10 protein-coding genes are annotated in these 16,712 nt (G+C 42.6%); 6 read left to right on the top strand and 4 right to left on the bottom strand.

What is annotated here, in order from left to right; translation table 11 throughout:
- Positions 1 to 229 precede the first annotated feature (229 nt).
- On the top strand, positions 230 to 1,180 hold the full coding sequence (locus tag E5N72_RS02150; protein WP_135923043.1) for a diguanylate cyclase: 951 nt from the start codon (positions 230 to 232) through the stop codon (positions 1,178 to 1,180).
- A gap of 3 nt (positions 1,181 to 1,183) precedes the next feature.
- On the opposite strand, the gene E5N72_RS02145 is transcribed toward E5N72_RS02150, so the two are convergent.
- From E5N72_RS02145 to E5N72_RS02135, 3 genes are all read right to left on the bottom strand, one after another.
- On the bottom strand, positions 1,184 to 1,606 hold the full coding sequence (locus tag E5N72_RS02145) for a hypothetical protein (protein WP_135923042.1): 423 nt from the start codon (positions 1,604 to 1,606) through the stop codon (positions 1,184 to 1,186).
- A gap of 132 nt (positions 1,607 to 1,738) precedes the next feature.
- Positions 1,739 to 5,158 carry a LamG-like jellyroll fold domain-containing protein gene (locus E5N72_RS02140; protein ID WP_135923041.1) on the bottom strand — a complete coding sequence of 1,140 codons (3,420 nt, stop codon included), beginning with the start codon at positions 5,156 to 5,158 and terminating at the stop codon, positions 1,739 to 1,741.
- Between the two features lie 354 nt (positions 5,159 to 5,512).
- On the bottom strand, positions 5,513 to 6,475 hold the full coding sequence (locus E5N72_RS02135; protein ID WP_135923040.1) for a glycoside hydrolase family 43 protein: 963 nt from the start codon (positions 6,473 to 6,475) through the stop codon (positions 5,513 to 5,515).
- A 599-nt stretch (positions 6,476 to 7,074) separates the two neighbouring features.
- Here E5N72_RS02135 and E5N72_RS02130 point away from each other — a divergent pair.
- The 4 genes from E5N72_RS02130 to E5N72_RS02115 all read left to right on the top strand — a co-directional run bounded on the left by E5N72_RS02130 (position 7,075) and on the right by E5N72_RS02115 (position 14,462).
- A complete protein-coding gene (locus tag E5N72_RS02130) occupies positions 7,075 to 9,891 on the top strand; it encodes a TonB-dependent receptor (RefSeq protein WP_135923039.1) in 2,817 nt (938 codons plus the stop codon).
- 272 nt (positions 9,892 to 10,163) lie between these two features.
- Positions 10,164 to 11,501, top strand: a complete 1,338-nt coding sequence (locus E5N72_RS02125) for an MFS transporter (protein WP_135923038.1) — start codon at positions 10,164 to 10,166, stop codon at positions 11,499 to 11,501.
- A gap of 80 nt (positions 11,502 to 11,581) precedes the next feature.
- Positions 11,582 to 14,026, top strand: coding sequence for a glycoside hydrolase family 127 protein (locus E5N72_RS02120; RefSeq protein ID WP_135923037.1), 2,445 nt, complete (start codon positions 11,582 to 11,584; stop codon positions 14,024 to 14,026).
- 10 nt (positions 14,027 to 14,036) lie between these two features.
- Positions 14,037 to 14,462, top strand: coding sequence for an FKBP-type peptidyl-prolyl cis-trans isomerase (locus E5N72_RS02115; RefSeq protein WP_135923036.1), 426 nt, complete (start codon positions 14,037 to 14,039; stop codon positions 14,460 to 14,462).
- An 82-nt stretch (positions 14,463 to 14,544) separates the two neighbouring features.
- Here E5N72_RS02115 and E5N72_RS02110 read toward each other — a convergent pair whose 3' ends face one another.
- Positions 14,545 to 15,519: an arabinan endo-1,5-alpha-L-arabinosidase gene (locus E5N72_RS02110; protein WP_240704536.1), complete on the bottom strand. Its 975-nt coding sequence runs from the start codon at positions 15,517 to 15,519 to the stop codon at positions 14,545 to 14,547.
- Positions 15,520 to 15,652: 133 nt separating this feature from the next.
- On the opposite strand from E5N72_RS02110, the gene E5N72_RS02105 reads away from it, so the two are divergent.
- Positions 15,653 to 16,681, top strand: a complete 1,029-nt coding sequence (locus E5N72_RS02105; RefSeq protein WP_135923034.1) for a family 43 glycosylhydrolase — start codon at positions 15,653 to 15,655, stop codon at positions 16,679 to 16,681.
- Positions 16,682 to 16,712: the final 31 nt, after the last annotated feature.

Below are 16,712 nucleotides of genomic sequence, written 5' to 3'. Positions count from 1 at the left end.
AGGAAGTTTCGTATTTGCTTGATCGATAATTCAGAGCCCGCATTTTCACTGTGTTTTGCCCCTTTTTAGGGAGGTAAGAGGGAGTTAGTGAGGGGAGAGTTACAAGAGTAAAGTTGGCTTTGGCCAGAAATATACTACCCAAATGTTGGGCCTTAGCTATTTGCCGTCACTTGAAAACCCTGATAATGCAAACTACCCTCAACGATGAACCAGCAAGGGTAAACTTTATATGGATAGTTCGCTTAATTCGTTACGAAAAAAAGCTGAAAAAGACCTGAGTAAAGCAACGCTTGATAGCAATGTTGTTTTGGTTGAAGACAGTGATCTTGATTTTACTATTATCAACAAAGTGTTATCACCTCAATATAATGTTAGCCGCTTCTCAACAGCTGAAGCATTGTTAGAGCAATTAGGTGATCTAAAAGTATCACTTTTCTTATTTGATTATCGGTTGCCCGGTATGGACGGTATCGACCTATGTCAAACCATTCGTAGTGTTCCTGCGTTTGAGCATACGCCCGTAATCATGTTGACGGGCGAAAATTATACAAACTTTGAATATAAGTTTTGGGACGCAGGATGTAATGATTTTATTGCTAAACCCTACAGTGCCGTAACACTTCAAAAACGTGTAGAAAAAGAGCTGAAATACAGTGCTTTGCTTGAGCAACATAAAGAAGCATCAATGATTGACTCGCTCACGAAAGTTTTTAATCGACGCTATTTAGAAGTGGTGATGAATCAACTGAGTGCAAGGTACGAGTCACCCGAAGTCTCTGTGTTATTACTGGATATTGATTATTTTAAAAAATATAACGACCGTTATGGCCATTTGGCAGGTGATGCAGCGCTTGTATCAGTTACTAACACTGTGAAAAGAGCATTAGCACGCGACACTGATTTTATTTCACGTTGGGGTGGTGAGGAGTTTGCTGTTGTTCTTCCACACACTAACTATGAAGGCTGTCAGTTGGTGGCAAAACGAATAATAGACCTATTGCACGAAGAGCATTTACCTCATGAAGGTTCACCCTGTGGCTACTTAACTATTTCAATTGGCGGGGTGACTGTTCCTGAATCTCCAAGAGATTGGAAGACACTTTTCTTAAAGGCCGACGAAAACCTGTACGAAGCTAAAAAGAGCGGTCGTAATCAATACTGTTTAAAGCCAGAGGTCTGAACTTTATACCAACACACTCATCAATACACCGGGATCGCTTATACCTGCTTCTTTTAGCGCGTCGCTAATTGATTGGCTAAGAGACATTATTTGCGTATGGATTTCCATGACCATTTTGGTCTGTGTTTCAACTTGCACTTTAACCGCTTCATCTTCTTGGTTTTTAAGTGCTTGCAGTTTGGCTAATTGCTCTTTGGCAAGTTCAAGCTGTTCTTTGAGTTTTTCTAGTTGTTCAACCATTTTGCGGATATGCGCAGGGAGTTCGCTAGATACTTCTTCTTTTTGTGTGGGCTCTACTTCACGACCAGAGAGTTTATTCATCTCTTGGCTGCTGAGTTTGTAGCCGACTTTGGAGTTGGTATTACTGCTTGCTTTATCTGCATTTGAGATAGTTAACGCACTTGATAATGAGTTAATAATAGCCATAATGATTGAGTTAAAAGGTAAAGATAGCTATGTATCGGCAAAGGGTACGTGAGCTTTAGAAAAAAAGCCGGCTTTTTTAACCGGCTTTTCCAGACAACAAATAGTTGAGGTGAGGCAGCTCACCTCACTTTGTTACTCTTGTGCAGCTGCTGCATCAAAGAGTGCTTTTATTTCTTCAGCGCTAATCGCACCGTTGAAAATTTTCAGTTCATCGATAGCACCGTGGTATGGCGTATCCCAGTAGTTAACACCGAGAGCAAACTCATTTGTTTCACCAGGAACCGTGAATACACGTGGGAAGCCATCGGTTTCTAGCTGTAATTCACCGTTAACATACATCTTCAACACATCACCGTTCGTACCATCAACAGTGAATGCAACATGTGTCCATTCTTTTGCTGGAATACGGCTATCTAGTTCAGCATTATCGAAGAAGGCACCGTTATTTGCCCATAAACGAGTTAGGCCTGTACCTGCCATAGATGGCACATAACTTAACCAAGAGCCTGCACTTGCACCTGCGAAGAACGCTGTAGTGTAATCAGTGAAGGTTTCAGGTTTTAACCACATAGATACTGAGTAGTCATTGGTCGTGATTAAGTTATCTGGTAGACGAACACCTGAACCTTCAAGGAATACTGCTTGACCCATGATACCGTCAACAAAAGTTACGTTACCACCAGTGTTGTTGATGAAACCACCCGTTGGCTTACCCGCTGCATACGCACCGTTTAATGCACTTAGGTCACCTTCGAAGCTGTATTCTGCAGGTGCAAGTGATTTTAAGGTTACATCGAATGACTTAGTATCAGTAAAGTCTTTGTACTTAATAGTTGCAGTTAATGTCACTACTTGGTCGCCAGCAGAGGCGCTAGGTTGTGTCACAACAGCTGTACCATTAACCGGTTTTAAGTACTCTTCGTTGTTTGACGTCCAGCTAATACCAGATACAAATGGACCGACTCGTGGTAATTCAAAGCTATCACGAACTGCCGATACATCACCTAAATCAAGCGCATCCGTAATGAAGTCTTCGAATTTAGTCGGATCTGTCAGGTTATTGATAGCCGCACCATTAATGTCTAGGCCGTTTAGCGCGTAGTCATAAACGATGAATTCATCAATTTGACCTTGGAAAGGTAAGTCCCAGCCGTAGTTCACACCAAGGGCAAAGTTACCTGTTTGTTCGCTAAAGAAGTCAGGGCGAGGCATCGAACCTGCACGTACACCATCACGATAAAGTGTTGCAGTGCCATTAGCATAAGTGATTGCAATATGATTCCAATCCATTACTGCTGGTGAGTCAGAGATGATTTGGTTCCACATATCTGTGCCATCATCAGCTAAGTAACGACTCCAAAGCATTGGTGTTGTTGTAAAGTGGGTACTACCTGGGATCAAGCTCATCCAACGTGCATCAGACGTTGATGCGAAGAATGTAGGCGTAAAGTTAGTTAGTACAGTTGGCTTAAACCAATACGAAATAGTGTACTCATCGCCTGTTACTAACTCATCAGGTAAACGTACGCCCGTTGCACCGTCAAAGTTAAATGCTTTACCTGTTTGACCTTCTGCGTATGCAGCTGTACCAGCATCCACATTTAACATGTTATTATCTGTTACGCCCGCATCATCAAGGTTACCTAAACCATCACTTAGCGAATCTTCGAATGCATAGTGTGCAATCGCATTTTTAAACTCTGGTCGCGCTTCTAAATTTACATTAAATGTCTTGGTTGCGCTCTCGCCGTTTAAAGAGATATTAGCAGTTAAAGTAACCGCTTTATCACCGCGATCTGGCGTTGGAATGAATACTGAGCCTTCACTGGTGATGTAGTATTCATCACTGCTTTCCCAGTTAATTGCAGCACCGTCTTTACCTTTGGTTGGTAATGAGTAGCCTTCGTCAGCAATTGATAATTCAGTTTTGATATCAAGTGCTTCTTGAACAGTGCCCAGCACGTTTGCAGTATCCGTAATTTCATCACGTTTACTTGCCCAAATGGTAGCGCCTTCGCTTGATGTAGCTGATACAGTGACAGCCATTGCTTTAGTTGCATCATCCCATTGCCATTTAGCCACGCCAAAGTAAGTACCAGAATCTAACTCAAGTTTAATATTTGAGTCATCAATCATGTACCAGATACCTGGATCATCACCGGTTACTGAGTGATCTTCGTTTAAAGCAATATGCATTGAGCGAATAGCATCTGTATTTACATCATTGCCATGGTTGATAAATTTGTAATAGCCGTTAAGCTCATCTGCCACAACCATGTTGTCGCCTTCAAGCGGCACATAACGTTGTGGAGAAGCCATAGGCCAACCTAATGAGTTAATGAACATTTCATGTACGCGAACTTGGTGCGCTTCTGAAATGGTTGGGAACTCAGTCGATGTTTGCGGGAAACGCGTATGCGTAACTAAGATATGACGACCTGTCGCTTCATCGTAGTAAGCAGAGTTATGGCCCGGTGATTGGTAGCCCCATGCTGGTGCTGTTTCGCCAAGTTCTTGCGTGTACTCAAAGCCGCCCATTAGTTTTTCGCCGACCTCCAGACCGCCGATAGCTGCAATGTCATTACCTGCGTTATCTAGATAAGGGCCATCCGGTGTTTTTGAGCGAGCAACACGGATGTTGTAGCCACCATTAAGATCAAAACCAGCAACAGAGAAGAATAGGTAGTAGTATTCACTTTCTGGGCTGTACATGACAAATGCACCTTCCATCGCACGGAAGTCACCGCCAACTAGCTTTTTACCATAGCCTTGACCTGCTTCTGGCATACCTGTTTCTTCGTCCATTGCTAGCACGAAAATACCGCCAGAGTATGAGCCGTAAACCATCCAAAGTTTGCCATCAGCATCATAGAAAGCTGCAGGGTCAATGGCGTTAGGATCAACGGCACCATTCCATGTTGTCTGGCCATTATCAAGTGGGTAAGCTGCAAACTCAGCTTCTGTGCGATAACCGCTGCGTAAGAAAATACCTTTGTTTGTATACGGACCTTCGATATTGTCAGCTTCAGCTAAACCAAGGTAAGAGCGGTTCCAGCATACTTCATCAACAACATCTGGTGTATCTGGGTTATCTTGTGCACAATGATTATAGTAGAACCAGAACTTGCCATTTGGCGCCTGAATAACATCAGCAGCCCAGTTTCCTGTGAAACCGTCTGTCCATTCAATGCCTTCGGCAATTTCACCTGTGTAGTTGTAATCAAATAATGGGCTTTCATTAACGGCTTCGTTAGCTGAAAGACTCGAAATCATTTCCCAGTTCAAGAGATCAGTCGATTTAGCGGCAGCAAGGTGTGACCCGAAAATATAATATGTGTCGTCGACTTTAACGACAGAAGGATCGTGCACGCTTACATTGGTAACCATTACACTACCTGATTCAGTGTATTCAACACTGCTGCTTACAGTCGGTTTTGCACTTTGCGGGTCGGCAACCGCTGGTGCTGTGTCAAGCTTAGTACCATCTTCTTTGCCACAACCTGTCACAGCCAAAGAGCAGGCTATGACCATGGCTAATTTATTTAATTTCATTTTATGTGTCCTCTTGAAACTGGGATTCATTTTTTTATTCGATTGTTGTCAATAAAATTGCCGCGCGCCTATATCAAACTAATAAGAACGTAGTATTGTAATTTTATATTATGATTTAAAATGTGCAAATACTTTTGCAAAGGTAATTGATATGTAAACATGAAGTATCAGTGTTTACAATATGTACAGCGTGATTTTAATTTTTTCAAGTTGCCATTTTTGGCGTTTTTTTCGCTGTTTTTGCGCTATTAGGGAAGTTTTTTGCTTATCTGAAAGTGGGGATTTTCCGTTAAATTTGCTTATTTGTATTACATTTGAGCATTAAAAAGGGCTCTTAAAGAGCCCTTTTTGATATTACTTGTCTTGTTTATTCAGACCTTCAGTGGTCATGATAATGCGCTTAAGTGTGCCATCTTCGTTGTAGTAAAGTGGCTCAATCGCTACTGAACGACGAAAACGCCCGCCACTTGGTTTGCCATCAATCGGTGGTACGGCACCCGTATGGTAAATAAAGTAGTCTTTACCTTTGTATTCGATAATTGATTGGTGGTTGGTTTCGCTGTTACCGGCTATCTCATTCAAGATACCTTTATATTCCCACGGTCCATGAATGCTTTTGCTCATGGCATAACAGATCTTCTCTGGGAACTCACACGCGTACGAAACATAGTAATTGTCGTTTTTCTTATGAACCCATAGCGCTTCGGTAAAGTTTGGTAAATCAAGCGTTTTAATTTCACCATCAAGAGACAGTAAGTCGTCGCTCAGCTTTACGTATTTTGGCATTAGGTTACCAAAGAACATGTAAGTATCGCCATTTTCTTCTGTATAAATAGCCGGGTCGATGTCGTCCCAATCATTTGGCGTGTGCTTGGTCATATCATCAGTAACAAGCGCGTGACCAATCGCATCTTTAAAAGGGCCTGTTGGTGATTTAGAAGTCGCAACACCAATTGCAAAACCTGGTTTTGTATCGTTGTGGCGAACTGTGGTAAAGAAATAGAAAGTGCCATCACGCTCAATCATGTGTGAAGCCCATGCTTCACCTTTAGCCCATTTAAAGTCTGTTGCTTTCATGATTGGGCCGTGTTTTTTCCAGTTCACCATATCTGTTGATGAAAAGGCTAACCAGTCGTGCATGTCAAAAAACACGTCATTATTAGGGGCTTCATCATGGCCTGTATAAAGGTATACGGTGTCATTGTGAACAAGTGCCGCAGGGTCTGCAGTAAATACATCGGTAAATAATGGGTTTTGTGCAACAGCTAAGCTGCTCGAAAAAAGTAATGGTAGCGCCAACGCTTTCAATTTCTTCATGAGTGTCCTCTGTGACTAATAATTGTTGTTCGAACTGCAGCTTTTGTACTTAGAGCTCGCTCTAAATGACCAGATAATACACAGTGTATGCCTGATTATACTGAGTAACTGATTGTTTACATCGAAACAAACCAGTAAAAGTGCAGCAAAAAATAACTCTATATTGTATTATTGTATTTTTATCATAGTAGCATCAAAATACGCCGGGTAAATAACTTGTTAGCCCTTTTTTGTCGCTCTGGATGAACTAAAGACAAATTAAACAAGCAAACAAATAAGCGCTAAGTGACTGATAATAATGGGTCTATATAAATTCCCAAAATAAAAACGCAGCCCTTTTTGAGTTTGTAACGTGTTATAATTACAACGTTTTTTGTAAACATAATGGCACTAATTTTAATTTGGCTTTTTGAGTTGACTGTTAAATAATCATACAATATGATTAAAGTTCAGGCAGCAATGTATTAACATAATAAAATGTAGACACACTCGCGCACCGTTTTGACAACACACGATGCACAATGCAGTGGTCACTCTTCGGTAACTGAATGGGGAAAGTTCAGCGGACCGATATAACTATAATTTGGAGAACACCGCTTATGTTTAAAAGAACACACATAGCCAGTGCTGTAGTTATGGCATTTACCTGTCAATTTGCTTTTGCACAGGAGGAAGCACCAAACACTCCTGAGAATAACGTCGATGAGATGGAGGTTATTCAAGTATCAGGTATTCGCGGCAGTTTAAACAAAGCGCTAGATGAAAAACGTGCAAGCGTTCAAATCGTGGATGCAATTGTTGCTGAAGATATTGGTAAATTCCCTGATAACAACGTAGTTGAAGCACTACAACGTGTGACAGGTGTACAAACAACAGGCCGTGGTGCTGGTGAAGTAAGTGCGGTTTCAATCCGTGGTCTTACTGATGTTAATACCACAGTTAATGGCCGCGCTATCTTTACAGGTGCGGGTCGTGATGTGGCGCTGCAAGACATTCCTGCAAGTTTACTTTCAGGCGTAACAGTTTATAAAACCCGTTCGGCGGATCAAATTGAACGTGGTATCGCAGGTGCGATTGATATTAAAACACATCGCCCTTTTAACTTTGATGGCGAGAAAGTGGTTTTAGCTGCCCGAGCTATCTATTCAGACCAGCCAGATGAAGTTGATCCAAATATCAGTGCATTACTTTCTAATCGTTGGGAAATCGACGGTGCTGGTGAGTTTGGTGCACTTTTCAATATTTCTTATGCTGAAACACATTACCGCGATGACACCATCACAGCGGGTGCAGCGTTCCCATTCTTTACTGATAAACCACAGTACAACTACTCACCGTACTCACGTGTACCAAATGAATTTTGGACTCAAGGCACTGAGTTAGGTCTACCGACTGCGGCAGGTTCTACTTTAGACGTAAATGGTGAGCCAACTGAATACCTACTTGCACGTGATGCTATTTTTGGTACTTCATTCACTGGTCTTCGTAAGCGCCCGGCTGCGTCTGTCTCTTTACAGTGGGCACCAGATGAAACCCTAGAAATCACAGCTGAGGGTTTCTACACAGGTTACGAAAACGAATCGCAAAACGCGATGTGGTTCTCAAATACGTTTGAAAACGGTAACGGTTTCATTGAAACACCAACTGTGTTTGATGGCACTAATGTGGTTAAAGAAAAGCAAGCGATTGGTGCTGGCGGTTTCCAAAGTGGTGACTTTTCATATGGTAAAACAGATAGCTACTTATATGCGCTAGGTGCAGAGTGGCAAGCAAGCGATTACCTAACCATTAATACAGAAGTTGTTTACCAAGACAGTGAGTACGAAACAGATTTCTTCGCAATGCGTTTTGATCGTGTAGCGACGGGTCTTGACGTTGATTTTAATGATAAAGACGGCGTACCAGGCATCGCGTTTTGGGATAACCCAAACACAGCGGTAAACGAAGCAGATATGGCTGCTATCGAAAACTGGAATGCTGGCACTATTTATGACAATGGCGGCGGTAACGCGGGTGATGCATTAACTTTCACATTTGATGCTGAATACCTAATTGGTGGTACTTATTTTGATAAAGTGAAATTCGGTGGCCGTTACGAAAAACGTACTGCGCAAGAGTACACGCGTGGTCAAGATACTGGCATTGCAAACACATCTGTAGCTAGCTTAATTGAGCAATTAGCTGCAGCTGGGGCATCTGGTGATGGTTCTGGTATTGTGTTCCAAGTTGATGATTATTTCGATGGCCGTGCTGACGTCTTCGACAGCTTTGTAACTGCTGACGGTGGTTACATGCTAGATAACGGTGATGCTGTTCGTAGCGTATACGGCCTTGAAGCTGAAGACGTATACAAAACTTTTGATATCGAAGAAAACTCATACGCGCTATATGCCACAACTAACTTCTTCTTAACTGAAGATATCAGCGGTGAGTTTGGTTTACGTTATGTAAGCTACGAGCAAGATATGGACTTTATTGCTGAATCTGGCGGCATGAACTCAAATGTATTTGAAGAAAGCTCAGCAAGTGCTGATAGCAGCGCATTACTACCAAGCTTAGTACTTAACTGGAATATCACTGATGATGTAGTGGGCCGTGTAGCGTACACAGAAACATTACGTATGCCTAACTTTGCTGACTTAAACGCGCTGCAATACTGGTACGATCCATTAACAGAAGGTGCTACATACGGTACTGGTACGGGTGGTAACCCAGAGCTTAAACCAACAGAATCAAAGAACTATGACGTATCACTTGAATGGTACTTCGCAGATACAAGTTCACTTTACGCAGCTTACTTTTACCGTGAAATTGAAGGCTTAGTTGTTGCGGGTCGTAAGCAAGTAGTGCGCGAAGGCGATGATGGCGTAACACGCCCATATGTATTAAGTGCACCAGTGAATGCTTCAAACGGTGAACTGTCTGGTTTAGAAGTTGGTTTAGTTTACTTCCCAGAAAACTTACCAGAGTACTTAAACGGTTTTGGTGTGCAAGCAAGCTATACGATGCTTGACTCAGAGCAAGATACACCTGAATTCAATGAGCTAGGTGAAATCTCTGGTTATGTTGATTCACAAATGGCAGGTGTTTCTGATGAATCGTACAGCATCGTAGGTATCTACGAGCGTGATTCATTCGATATGCGTTTATCTTATGTATGGCGTTCTGAGTTCTACACAGGTAACGAAGCGGCAATCTTTGCTAACCCGATTCAGTTTTGGAATCGTCCTGAGCAAAGCTTAGACTTCCAATTTAGCTACAATGTGAATGATGACTTTGTTGTAACCTTTGATGCAACGAACATCCTCGACGACGTATATCAAAACTACTATGGTGAAGGTAACGACAACCTGTTTAACTTTGGTAACGGTATCTACTCACGTACATTCGCACTTGGTGCACGTTATTCTTTCTAATTTTCTTAAATAGACCCAAAAACCCCGGCTTAGCTGGGGTTTTTTATTGGTTTTTATAAACCAAACCATCGGTCGAAAAGAGTTGCGATTTAATAAGTATGATAATACTATTAATTAGATTAGCATTAAATTTACAAAAATAACGAACGCAATGGCCAAGCTGTGTAATATCTAGGGCTATAAATTTATTTGATACGCAATGTTGAAAGCTTTTTAGCATTGCTTGAAATAGTGAGCGGCGGCTCATTATTGACCAATTAGGGTGTTGTTGTATGGTATCTCAAAAGTTATCCGTTGTAGAAAAAGTCGGCTTTGGTGCCGGCGACATGGCAGTAAATGTCATGGTTGCAGCGTTATTCTATTTTATGTCTTTCTTTTACACCGATATCTACGGACTTGATCCGGTTGATATGGGTGTGTTGTTCTTAGTGGCGCGTTTTGTTGATGCCTTTACCGACCCTTTAATGGGGGTGATCACCGATAAAGTGAAAACCCGTTGGGGTCAGTTCCGTCACTGGTTCTTATTTTTATCTGTGCCTTATGGTTTATCGGTCGTACTGTTATTTACCACGCCTGATTTCGACTACAACATGAAGTTAGCTTGGGCTTATGCCACGTACTTGTTTGCGACCTTGATGTTTACCGGTGTTGCTATCCCTTATATCTCTTACATTGGTGTATTAACTGCCGATCCTAAAGAGCGTTTGTCAGCCAATGGCTACCGTATGTTCTTCGCTAAAATTGCCAATGTGGTGATTGTATTTTCAGTGCCGCTACTTGCCTCATATTGGGGAGATGGCAGCTTATCGTATGGTTATAAACTGGCAATGGCATTGGTATCGGCATGTGCCGTAGCACTATTTTTGTTTTGCTTCTTTACTACTCGCGAACGTATTACGCATGAGCCACAAACCGAAGGCGTACTTACGCAATTAAAAGTACTTATTAAAAACGACCAATGGTTACTACTTTGTGCAGCATGTGTGCTTGGTACGCTTGGCTATGCGATTCGTGGCAGTGTTGCTATGTATTACGCAACCTATTACTTAGGTGTACCAGATTTAGCAGGTGCCTTTACCAGTGCAGGTATTGCAGCATCTATTGTCTCAATGGTGGCAAGTACGTGGATCACCCAGCGTTACTGTAAAATGAAGCTATTCCGTCAATCACAAATTGCCGTGCTATTTATTTCATTACTAATGTACTTTGTAGTGCAGCCTGGCGATGTAATGATGGCGTTTGTGCTTTATATCATCTTGTCATTTGTGGTTGATTTACACGCGCCAGTATTCTGGTCTGCAATTGCTGAAGCTGTAGATTACGGTGAAATTAAAGACGGTGTTCGTGCATCAGGTCTATCGTTTGGCGGCATTTCATTCTGCCAAAAAGCAGGGGGTGGCTTAGCTGGCTTAGCAGGTGGTTTATTACTGGCATTCTTTGAGTACAAGCCTAACGTTGAGCAAACCGAGTTCACCCTAATGGGCTTAGCACTGATGCTAACTATCATTCCAGGTGTATTTCACGCCTTACTTGGTTTGATCTTGAAAAAATACAAAATTACCGATGAGTACTATACGGATATGGTTATTCATAAACGCCTACCAAAATAACCACTCTTTAAATGCGCACACTAAACGGGGTGTGCGCTTTGCTCTTTAAAATAACAATTCGCTGGGAGGCAACAAACAGTATGAACACATTAAAAGTTAGCTATTTAGCAAGCATTTGTGCTGCATTATTAACTGTGACCGGTTGTAGTGAGCTGCCAACAGACAGTAAACAAACTGCTGCTGTGGAGCATGCTGAACATACCAGCGAACAACATTTATTTGCCCTAAACCAAGTAAGTTTAAGTGCCAGCCCGTTTTTACATGCACAGCAAACGAATGTGCGTTATTTATTAGCACTTCATCCTGATCAGCTACTTGCTCCTTACCTGCGTGAAGCCGGCCTTGAACCTAAAGCGCCTAACTATGGCAACTGGGAAAGCACAGGTCTTGATGGCCATATTGGTGGTCATTACCTTTCTGCCTTGAGTCTTGCGTGGGCAGCCACCGGTGACGAAGAATTAAAGCAGCGTTTAGATTATATGCTAAGCGAGCTGGATCGCGCCCAACAAGCCACAGGTGGTTACTTAGGTGGTATCCCAAATGGCGATGAAATGTGGCAGCAGATTGAAAAGGGTGAAATCAAAGCCGACTTATTTAGCTTAAATGACCGCTGGGTACCGCTTTATAACATCGATAAAATTTTCCATGGCTTGCGTGATGCATATGACGTAGCCGGTAGTGATAAAGCCAAACAAATGCTATTTAAGTTAGGCGAATGGTTCTTAGCGACCACTGCAAAGCTAACTGATGAACAAGTTCAACAAATGCTGTATTCAGAGCATGGTGGCTTAAATGATGTGTTTGCTGACATGTACTTTATTAGTGATGATGAGCGCTACTTAAAGCTAGCCCGCCAGTTCTCTCATAACATCATTATCGAACCTTTATTACACAAAGAAGATAAGTTAACGGGCCTGCATGCCAATACGCAAATTCCAAAAATTATTGGCATGTTGAAAGTAGCAAATGCCAGCGATGATGAAGCATGGCAGCAAGGTGCTAACTTTTTCTGGAAAACAGTGAGCCAAGAGCGCTCAGTATCAATTGGCGGTAACTCAGTACGTGAGCATTTTCATGATAAAAGTGACTTCACGCCAATGGTTGAAGATGTTGAAGGCCCTGAAACCTGCAACACTTACAACATGATGAAACTAAGTAAGTTATTGTTCTTAAAAAGCGGTGATACGCGCTATTTAGACTATTATGAGCGCGCCACATATAACCATATTTTATCGTCACAACACCCAGAGCATGGTGGCCTTGTTTACTTTACCTCAATGCGTCCTGGTCATTACCGTATGTATTCGTCAGTGCAAGATTCAATGTGGTGTTGCGTAGGCTCAGGTATTGAAAATCATAGCAAATATGGTGAGCTGATTTATAGCAATACAGGCAAAGAGCTATGGGTAAACTTGCTTATTCCAAGCACTTTAAACTGGCAACAGCAGGGCTTACAGATCACGCAAGAAAGCCAATTCCCAGATGATAACAAGGTCTCACTGACCGTGAATCGTTTGTCTGAGGGGCAAAGCACTGAGTCGGTAATTCATATTCGTAAACCGTCTTGGCAACAAGGCGAGCTGAGCTTTACTCTAAATGGACAAGCTGTAAACGCAACCGAAAAAGACGGTTACTACAGCATCAGCCATGCATGGCAAAGTGGTGATAAACTTGCCTTTGAGCTTAACCCTAAGCTTTATACTGAACAGCTCCCTGATGGTCAGCATTATTATTCGGTGATGTACGGACCTGTTGTAATGGCTACCAAAGTACAAGCATTTGCAAATGAAAAGCTTAACTTTGTTGCTGATAATAGCCGCATGGGCCACATCGCCGCAGGGCCGACTTGTCCGCCTGAGGCTCTACCAATTATGCTGAGCGAGCCAGAAAAATTTATTGCCGATCTCACTCGTAAACCGGGCCAAGAGCTCGCATTTATCGCCGATAAAAATGTGGCAATTGCCAAGCAAGGTATCGATAACACCAAAAGCACAGAGCTAATTCCGTTCTTCCGCTTACACGATAGTCGCTATCAAGTGTATTGGCCGCAGCAAAGTGAAGCCGAGTTCACGCAATTTGTTGCCGATGCAAAAGCGGCTGAGCAAGCGAAAGAGCAGCTTCGTTTATTAACCGTGGATCAAATTACGCCGGGTGAACAACAACCAGAAGTTGAGCATGGCTTTAAAGGTGAAGGAACTCGTGCGGGTGTTAATAATGGTCATCACTGGCGCGATGCAACAGGTTGGTTTGAGTATCAGCTTAGTAACCCAGAACAAAAAGCGGTTGCTTTGCGTGTTCGCTATTTTATTGGCGATGTGAACCGTCACTTCTCAATTAATTTAAATGGTGAGCAATTAGCTGCAGTTAGTTTGCCTGTAGGTAAACCAATGGATGAGTTCTACACCATTGATTACCCATTAACAGAAGCAATGAAAAAGTCGACAACGCTGACCTTACGTTTTGCTGCCGACAAAGATTCTGTTGCCGGTGGTATCTATGGTATTCGTTTAATCAACGCACAATAAAGAGTTGGCTATGTTAAGCAACAATGTATTTGCGACGACTAAAGAGCATGTTTTACCGTCGCTTTTAGATAATAGCGCTGAGCAACACAGTTTTTACCAAACGCCGACAGGGCTTGGTTATAGAGTGATTGAGCAAGGTCAGGGGGATAAACCTTGTTGGGATGCCACAGTGACTGTACATCAACGGGTTACCCTTAAAAATGGTCGGGTGTTGTTCGACACTCGCAAGCAAGGCGCTGCTGTAGAGTACGAAATTGCAGAGGCGATAGTGGGCTTGCAAGAAGCATTGCAATTAATGAATAAAGGCAGTCGCTTTGAGGTGCTAATACCTGCGCATTTGGCACGCGATGTGTACAGCGTATTTATTGAAGAAAAGCATCAACAAGGCTGCCAAAGCCCCATGCTCGTTGATATTACCTTGGTTGATTTTCGTTAATAATACCAACTTGCTATCTCAAAATAGATCACTTAAGTAAATAAAAAACCTGCAATTTTGCAGGTTTTTTTGGTTTGGATGATTACTTCTTAAGCTTGGTTTTGAGCTTATTTAGGTCGGCGGGGTTGACAACCGGCCAATCGTTTTTCCAGCTCATAGGTAAAATACGTAGCTTTTGCACGCCGTTGTCGGCGGTTTCGTAGGCGTGTAATACTAAATAGTCTTTGCCATCAAAGGTGTATGCAGCATTGTGGCCAAGAGCAGCCCAATCTTTATTACCTTCAATAACTAAGCTACCACCGCCATCAACCATAGATCGACCTTGCTGATCTAAATATGGCCCTTCAACGTTTTTGCTGCGACCTACGCGTACATTGTACGTACTTTTTACCCCTTGGCAGCACTTATCAAATGATACAAACAGGTAATAATAGCCATTCTTTTTGAAGATATAAGGTGCTTCAATCGGACCATGTTCCGTGTTGGGACGACTCGCAATGTGGTGCCATTTTTCAGGTTTTGCTAAGCGCACCATGTCATCATCAAGTTGTACTAGTTTTAAGCCGCCCCAAAACGAACCAAAGCTCATCCACGGTGTACCGTTATCATCTTCAATAATCGCAGGGTCGATCGCGTTCCAATCGTCACGCTCTGGCACAGACTCGACTACAATACCGTAGTCAATCCACTTGTAATCAGGTGACGATGGGTCAAGGGTTTCGTTAACTGTTACACCAATTGCCGAAGTGTTTTTGCCAAACGCAGAGACTGAGTAATAAAGGTAAAACTTACCATTTTTCTCGTACACATCGGGTGCCCATAAGTGGCCACCAAAATTAGGTGACACGCGTTTTGCCCAGCTAGGCTCGTCTTTAAATACCCGGCCTGTAAGTTTCCAGTTGGTTAAATCTTTAGATTCATAATAGGTAATACCAGGGCCTGTGCTAAATACATAATATGTATCGCCTTCTTTCGCCATCACTGGGTCATGTACTTCAACTTGCTTTGCAGATACGGCTGCGGCAGAAAAAAGTAGCCCTGTTGAAAGCCACTTCATCGCTTGTGTCACGTTACTTACGGGTCTCATGCTTGAATACCTTTTGTTGTTTTAACTCTTGTGTTCATCCAGCTACTATATAATATGTAATACAATATTAACAATAAAATCGAGACGAATTACAGGACACATTATGCTCAAAAAAATATCTCGGCTAACGCTTGTTAGTGCGTTAAGCGCCTCGTCATTGTCAGCCCTTGCTGATGCTAATAGTAGCAAGACTTTAGCGCCTATTGATAACCCCATTGTACTTAAACGTGCCGATCCTTGGTTAGTTCGTGATGAAAAAAGTGGCTGTTACACGTTTATAGGTAGTTCGCCGAAATTTGATGAAATTGAGCTGCGCCAAGCTTGTCGTTTAAACGATTTAAAATTAGCTGAGCCGAAGGTTATTTGGCAAAAGCGCGATAAAGGCCCAATGAGTGTCAATATTTGGGCCCCTGAGCTTCATCAGATTGATGGCAGTTGGTATATCTACTTTGCCGCAGGTGATATCGAAAAGCCGTTTAGTATTCGCATGTATGCACTTAAAAACGACAGCGCTAATCCGATGCAAGGTGAGTGGCAAGAAATGGGGCAAGTAACTAGCCATCTTGATAGTTTTTCGCTTGATGCCACAAGTTTTACGCACAAGGGTAAGCGTTACATGATTTGGGCGCAGCAGAACCAGCCTGCAACCTATAACTCGGCTTTATGGTTAGCTGAAATGGACTCACCAACATCAATTAAAGAACCGATTATTACGATTACAGAGCCAACCCTAGAGTGGGAAGTGCAAGGCTATAAGGTCAACGAAGGTGCTGCTGTTATCACTCATGGCGATAAAATATTTGTCACTTATTCAGCCAGTGCCACCGATCATCGATATGCAATGGGCTTGCTATGGGCGGATGTGAATGCTGACTTACTTGACCCTGCTAGCTGGCATAAGAAGGCTGAGCCGGTGTTTACCACCAATGCTGAGCTAGGTCGTTTTGGCCCTGGGCACAACAGTTTTGTAAAAGCTGAAGATGGGGTAACCGATTTAATGATTTATCACAGCCGTGACTATAAAGAGCTCAAAGGCACACCACTTACAGATCCTAACCGCCATGCGCGAGCACGTATTATTACGTGGGATAAAAACGGCTTTCCTGTGTTCTCACCTGAACTCGCAGACTAAAAAAGGGCGCCAATTGGCGCCCTACAACTTG

It is taken from the genome of Pseudoalteromonas sp. MEBiC 03607 (genome assembly GCF_004792295.1).
Lineage (GTDB): Bacteria > Pseudomonadota > Gammaproteobacteria > Enterobacterales > Alteromonadaceae > Pseudoalteromonas > Pseudoalteromonas lipolytica_C.
Note: the sequence above shows the minus strand (reverse complement) of the source record. Positions and strands in the feature narration are given on the sequence as shown.

Bases quoted from the DNA above. Each gene is read 5' to 3' on its own strand.
- E5N72_RS02150 (WP_135923043.1), top strand. From the start codon at position 230: ATGGATAGTTCGCTTAATTCGTTACGAAAAAAAGCTGAAAAAGACCTG.
- E5N72_RS02115 (WP_135923036.1), top strand. From the start codon at position 14,037: ATGTTAAGCAACAATGTATTTGCGACGACTAAAGAGCATGTTTTACCG.
- E5N72_RS02125 (WP_135923038.1), top strand. From the start codon at position 10,164: ATGGTATCTCAAAAGTTATCCGTTGTAGAAAAAGTCGGCTTTGGTGCC.
- E5N72_RS02120 (WP_135923037.1), top strand. From the start codon at position 11,582: ATGAACACATTAAAAGTTAGCTATTTAGCAAGCATTTGTGCTGCATTA.
- E5N72_RS02110 (WP_240704536.1), bottom strand. From the start codon at position 15,519: ATGAAGTGGCTTTCAACAGGGCTACTTTTTTCTGCCGCAGCCGTATCT.
- E5N72_RS02145 (WP_135923042.1), bottom strand. From the start codon at position 1,606: ATGGCTATTATTAACTCATTATCAAGTGCGTTAACTATCTCAAATGCA.
- E5N72_RS02135 (WP_135923040.1), bottom strand. From the start codon at position 6,475: ATGAAGAAATTGAAAGCGTTGGCGCTACCATTACTTTTTTCGAGCAGC.
- E5N72_RS02105 (WP_135923034.1), top strand. From the start codon at position 15,653: ATGCTCAAAAAAATATCTCGGCTAACGCTTGTTAGTGCGTTAAGCGCC.
- E5N72_RS02130 (WP_135923039.1), top strand. From the start codon at position 7,075: ATGTTTAAAAGAACACACATAGCCAGTGCTGTAGTTATGGCATTTACC.
- E5N72_RS02140 (WP_135923041.1), bottom strand. From the start codon at position 5,158: ATGAAATTAAATAAATTAGCCATGGTCATAGCCTGCTCTTTGGCTGTG.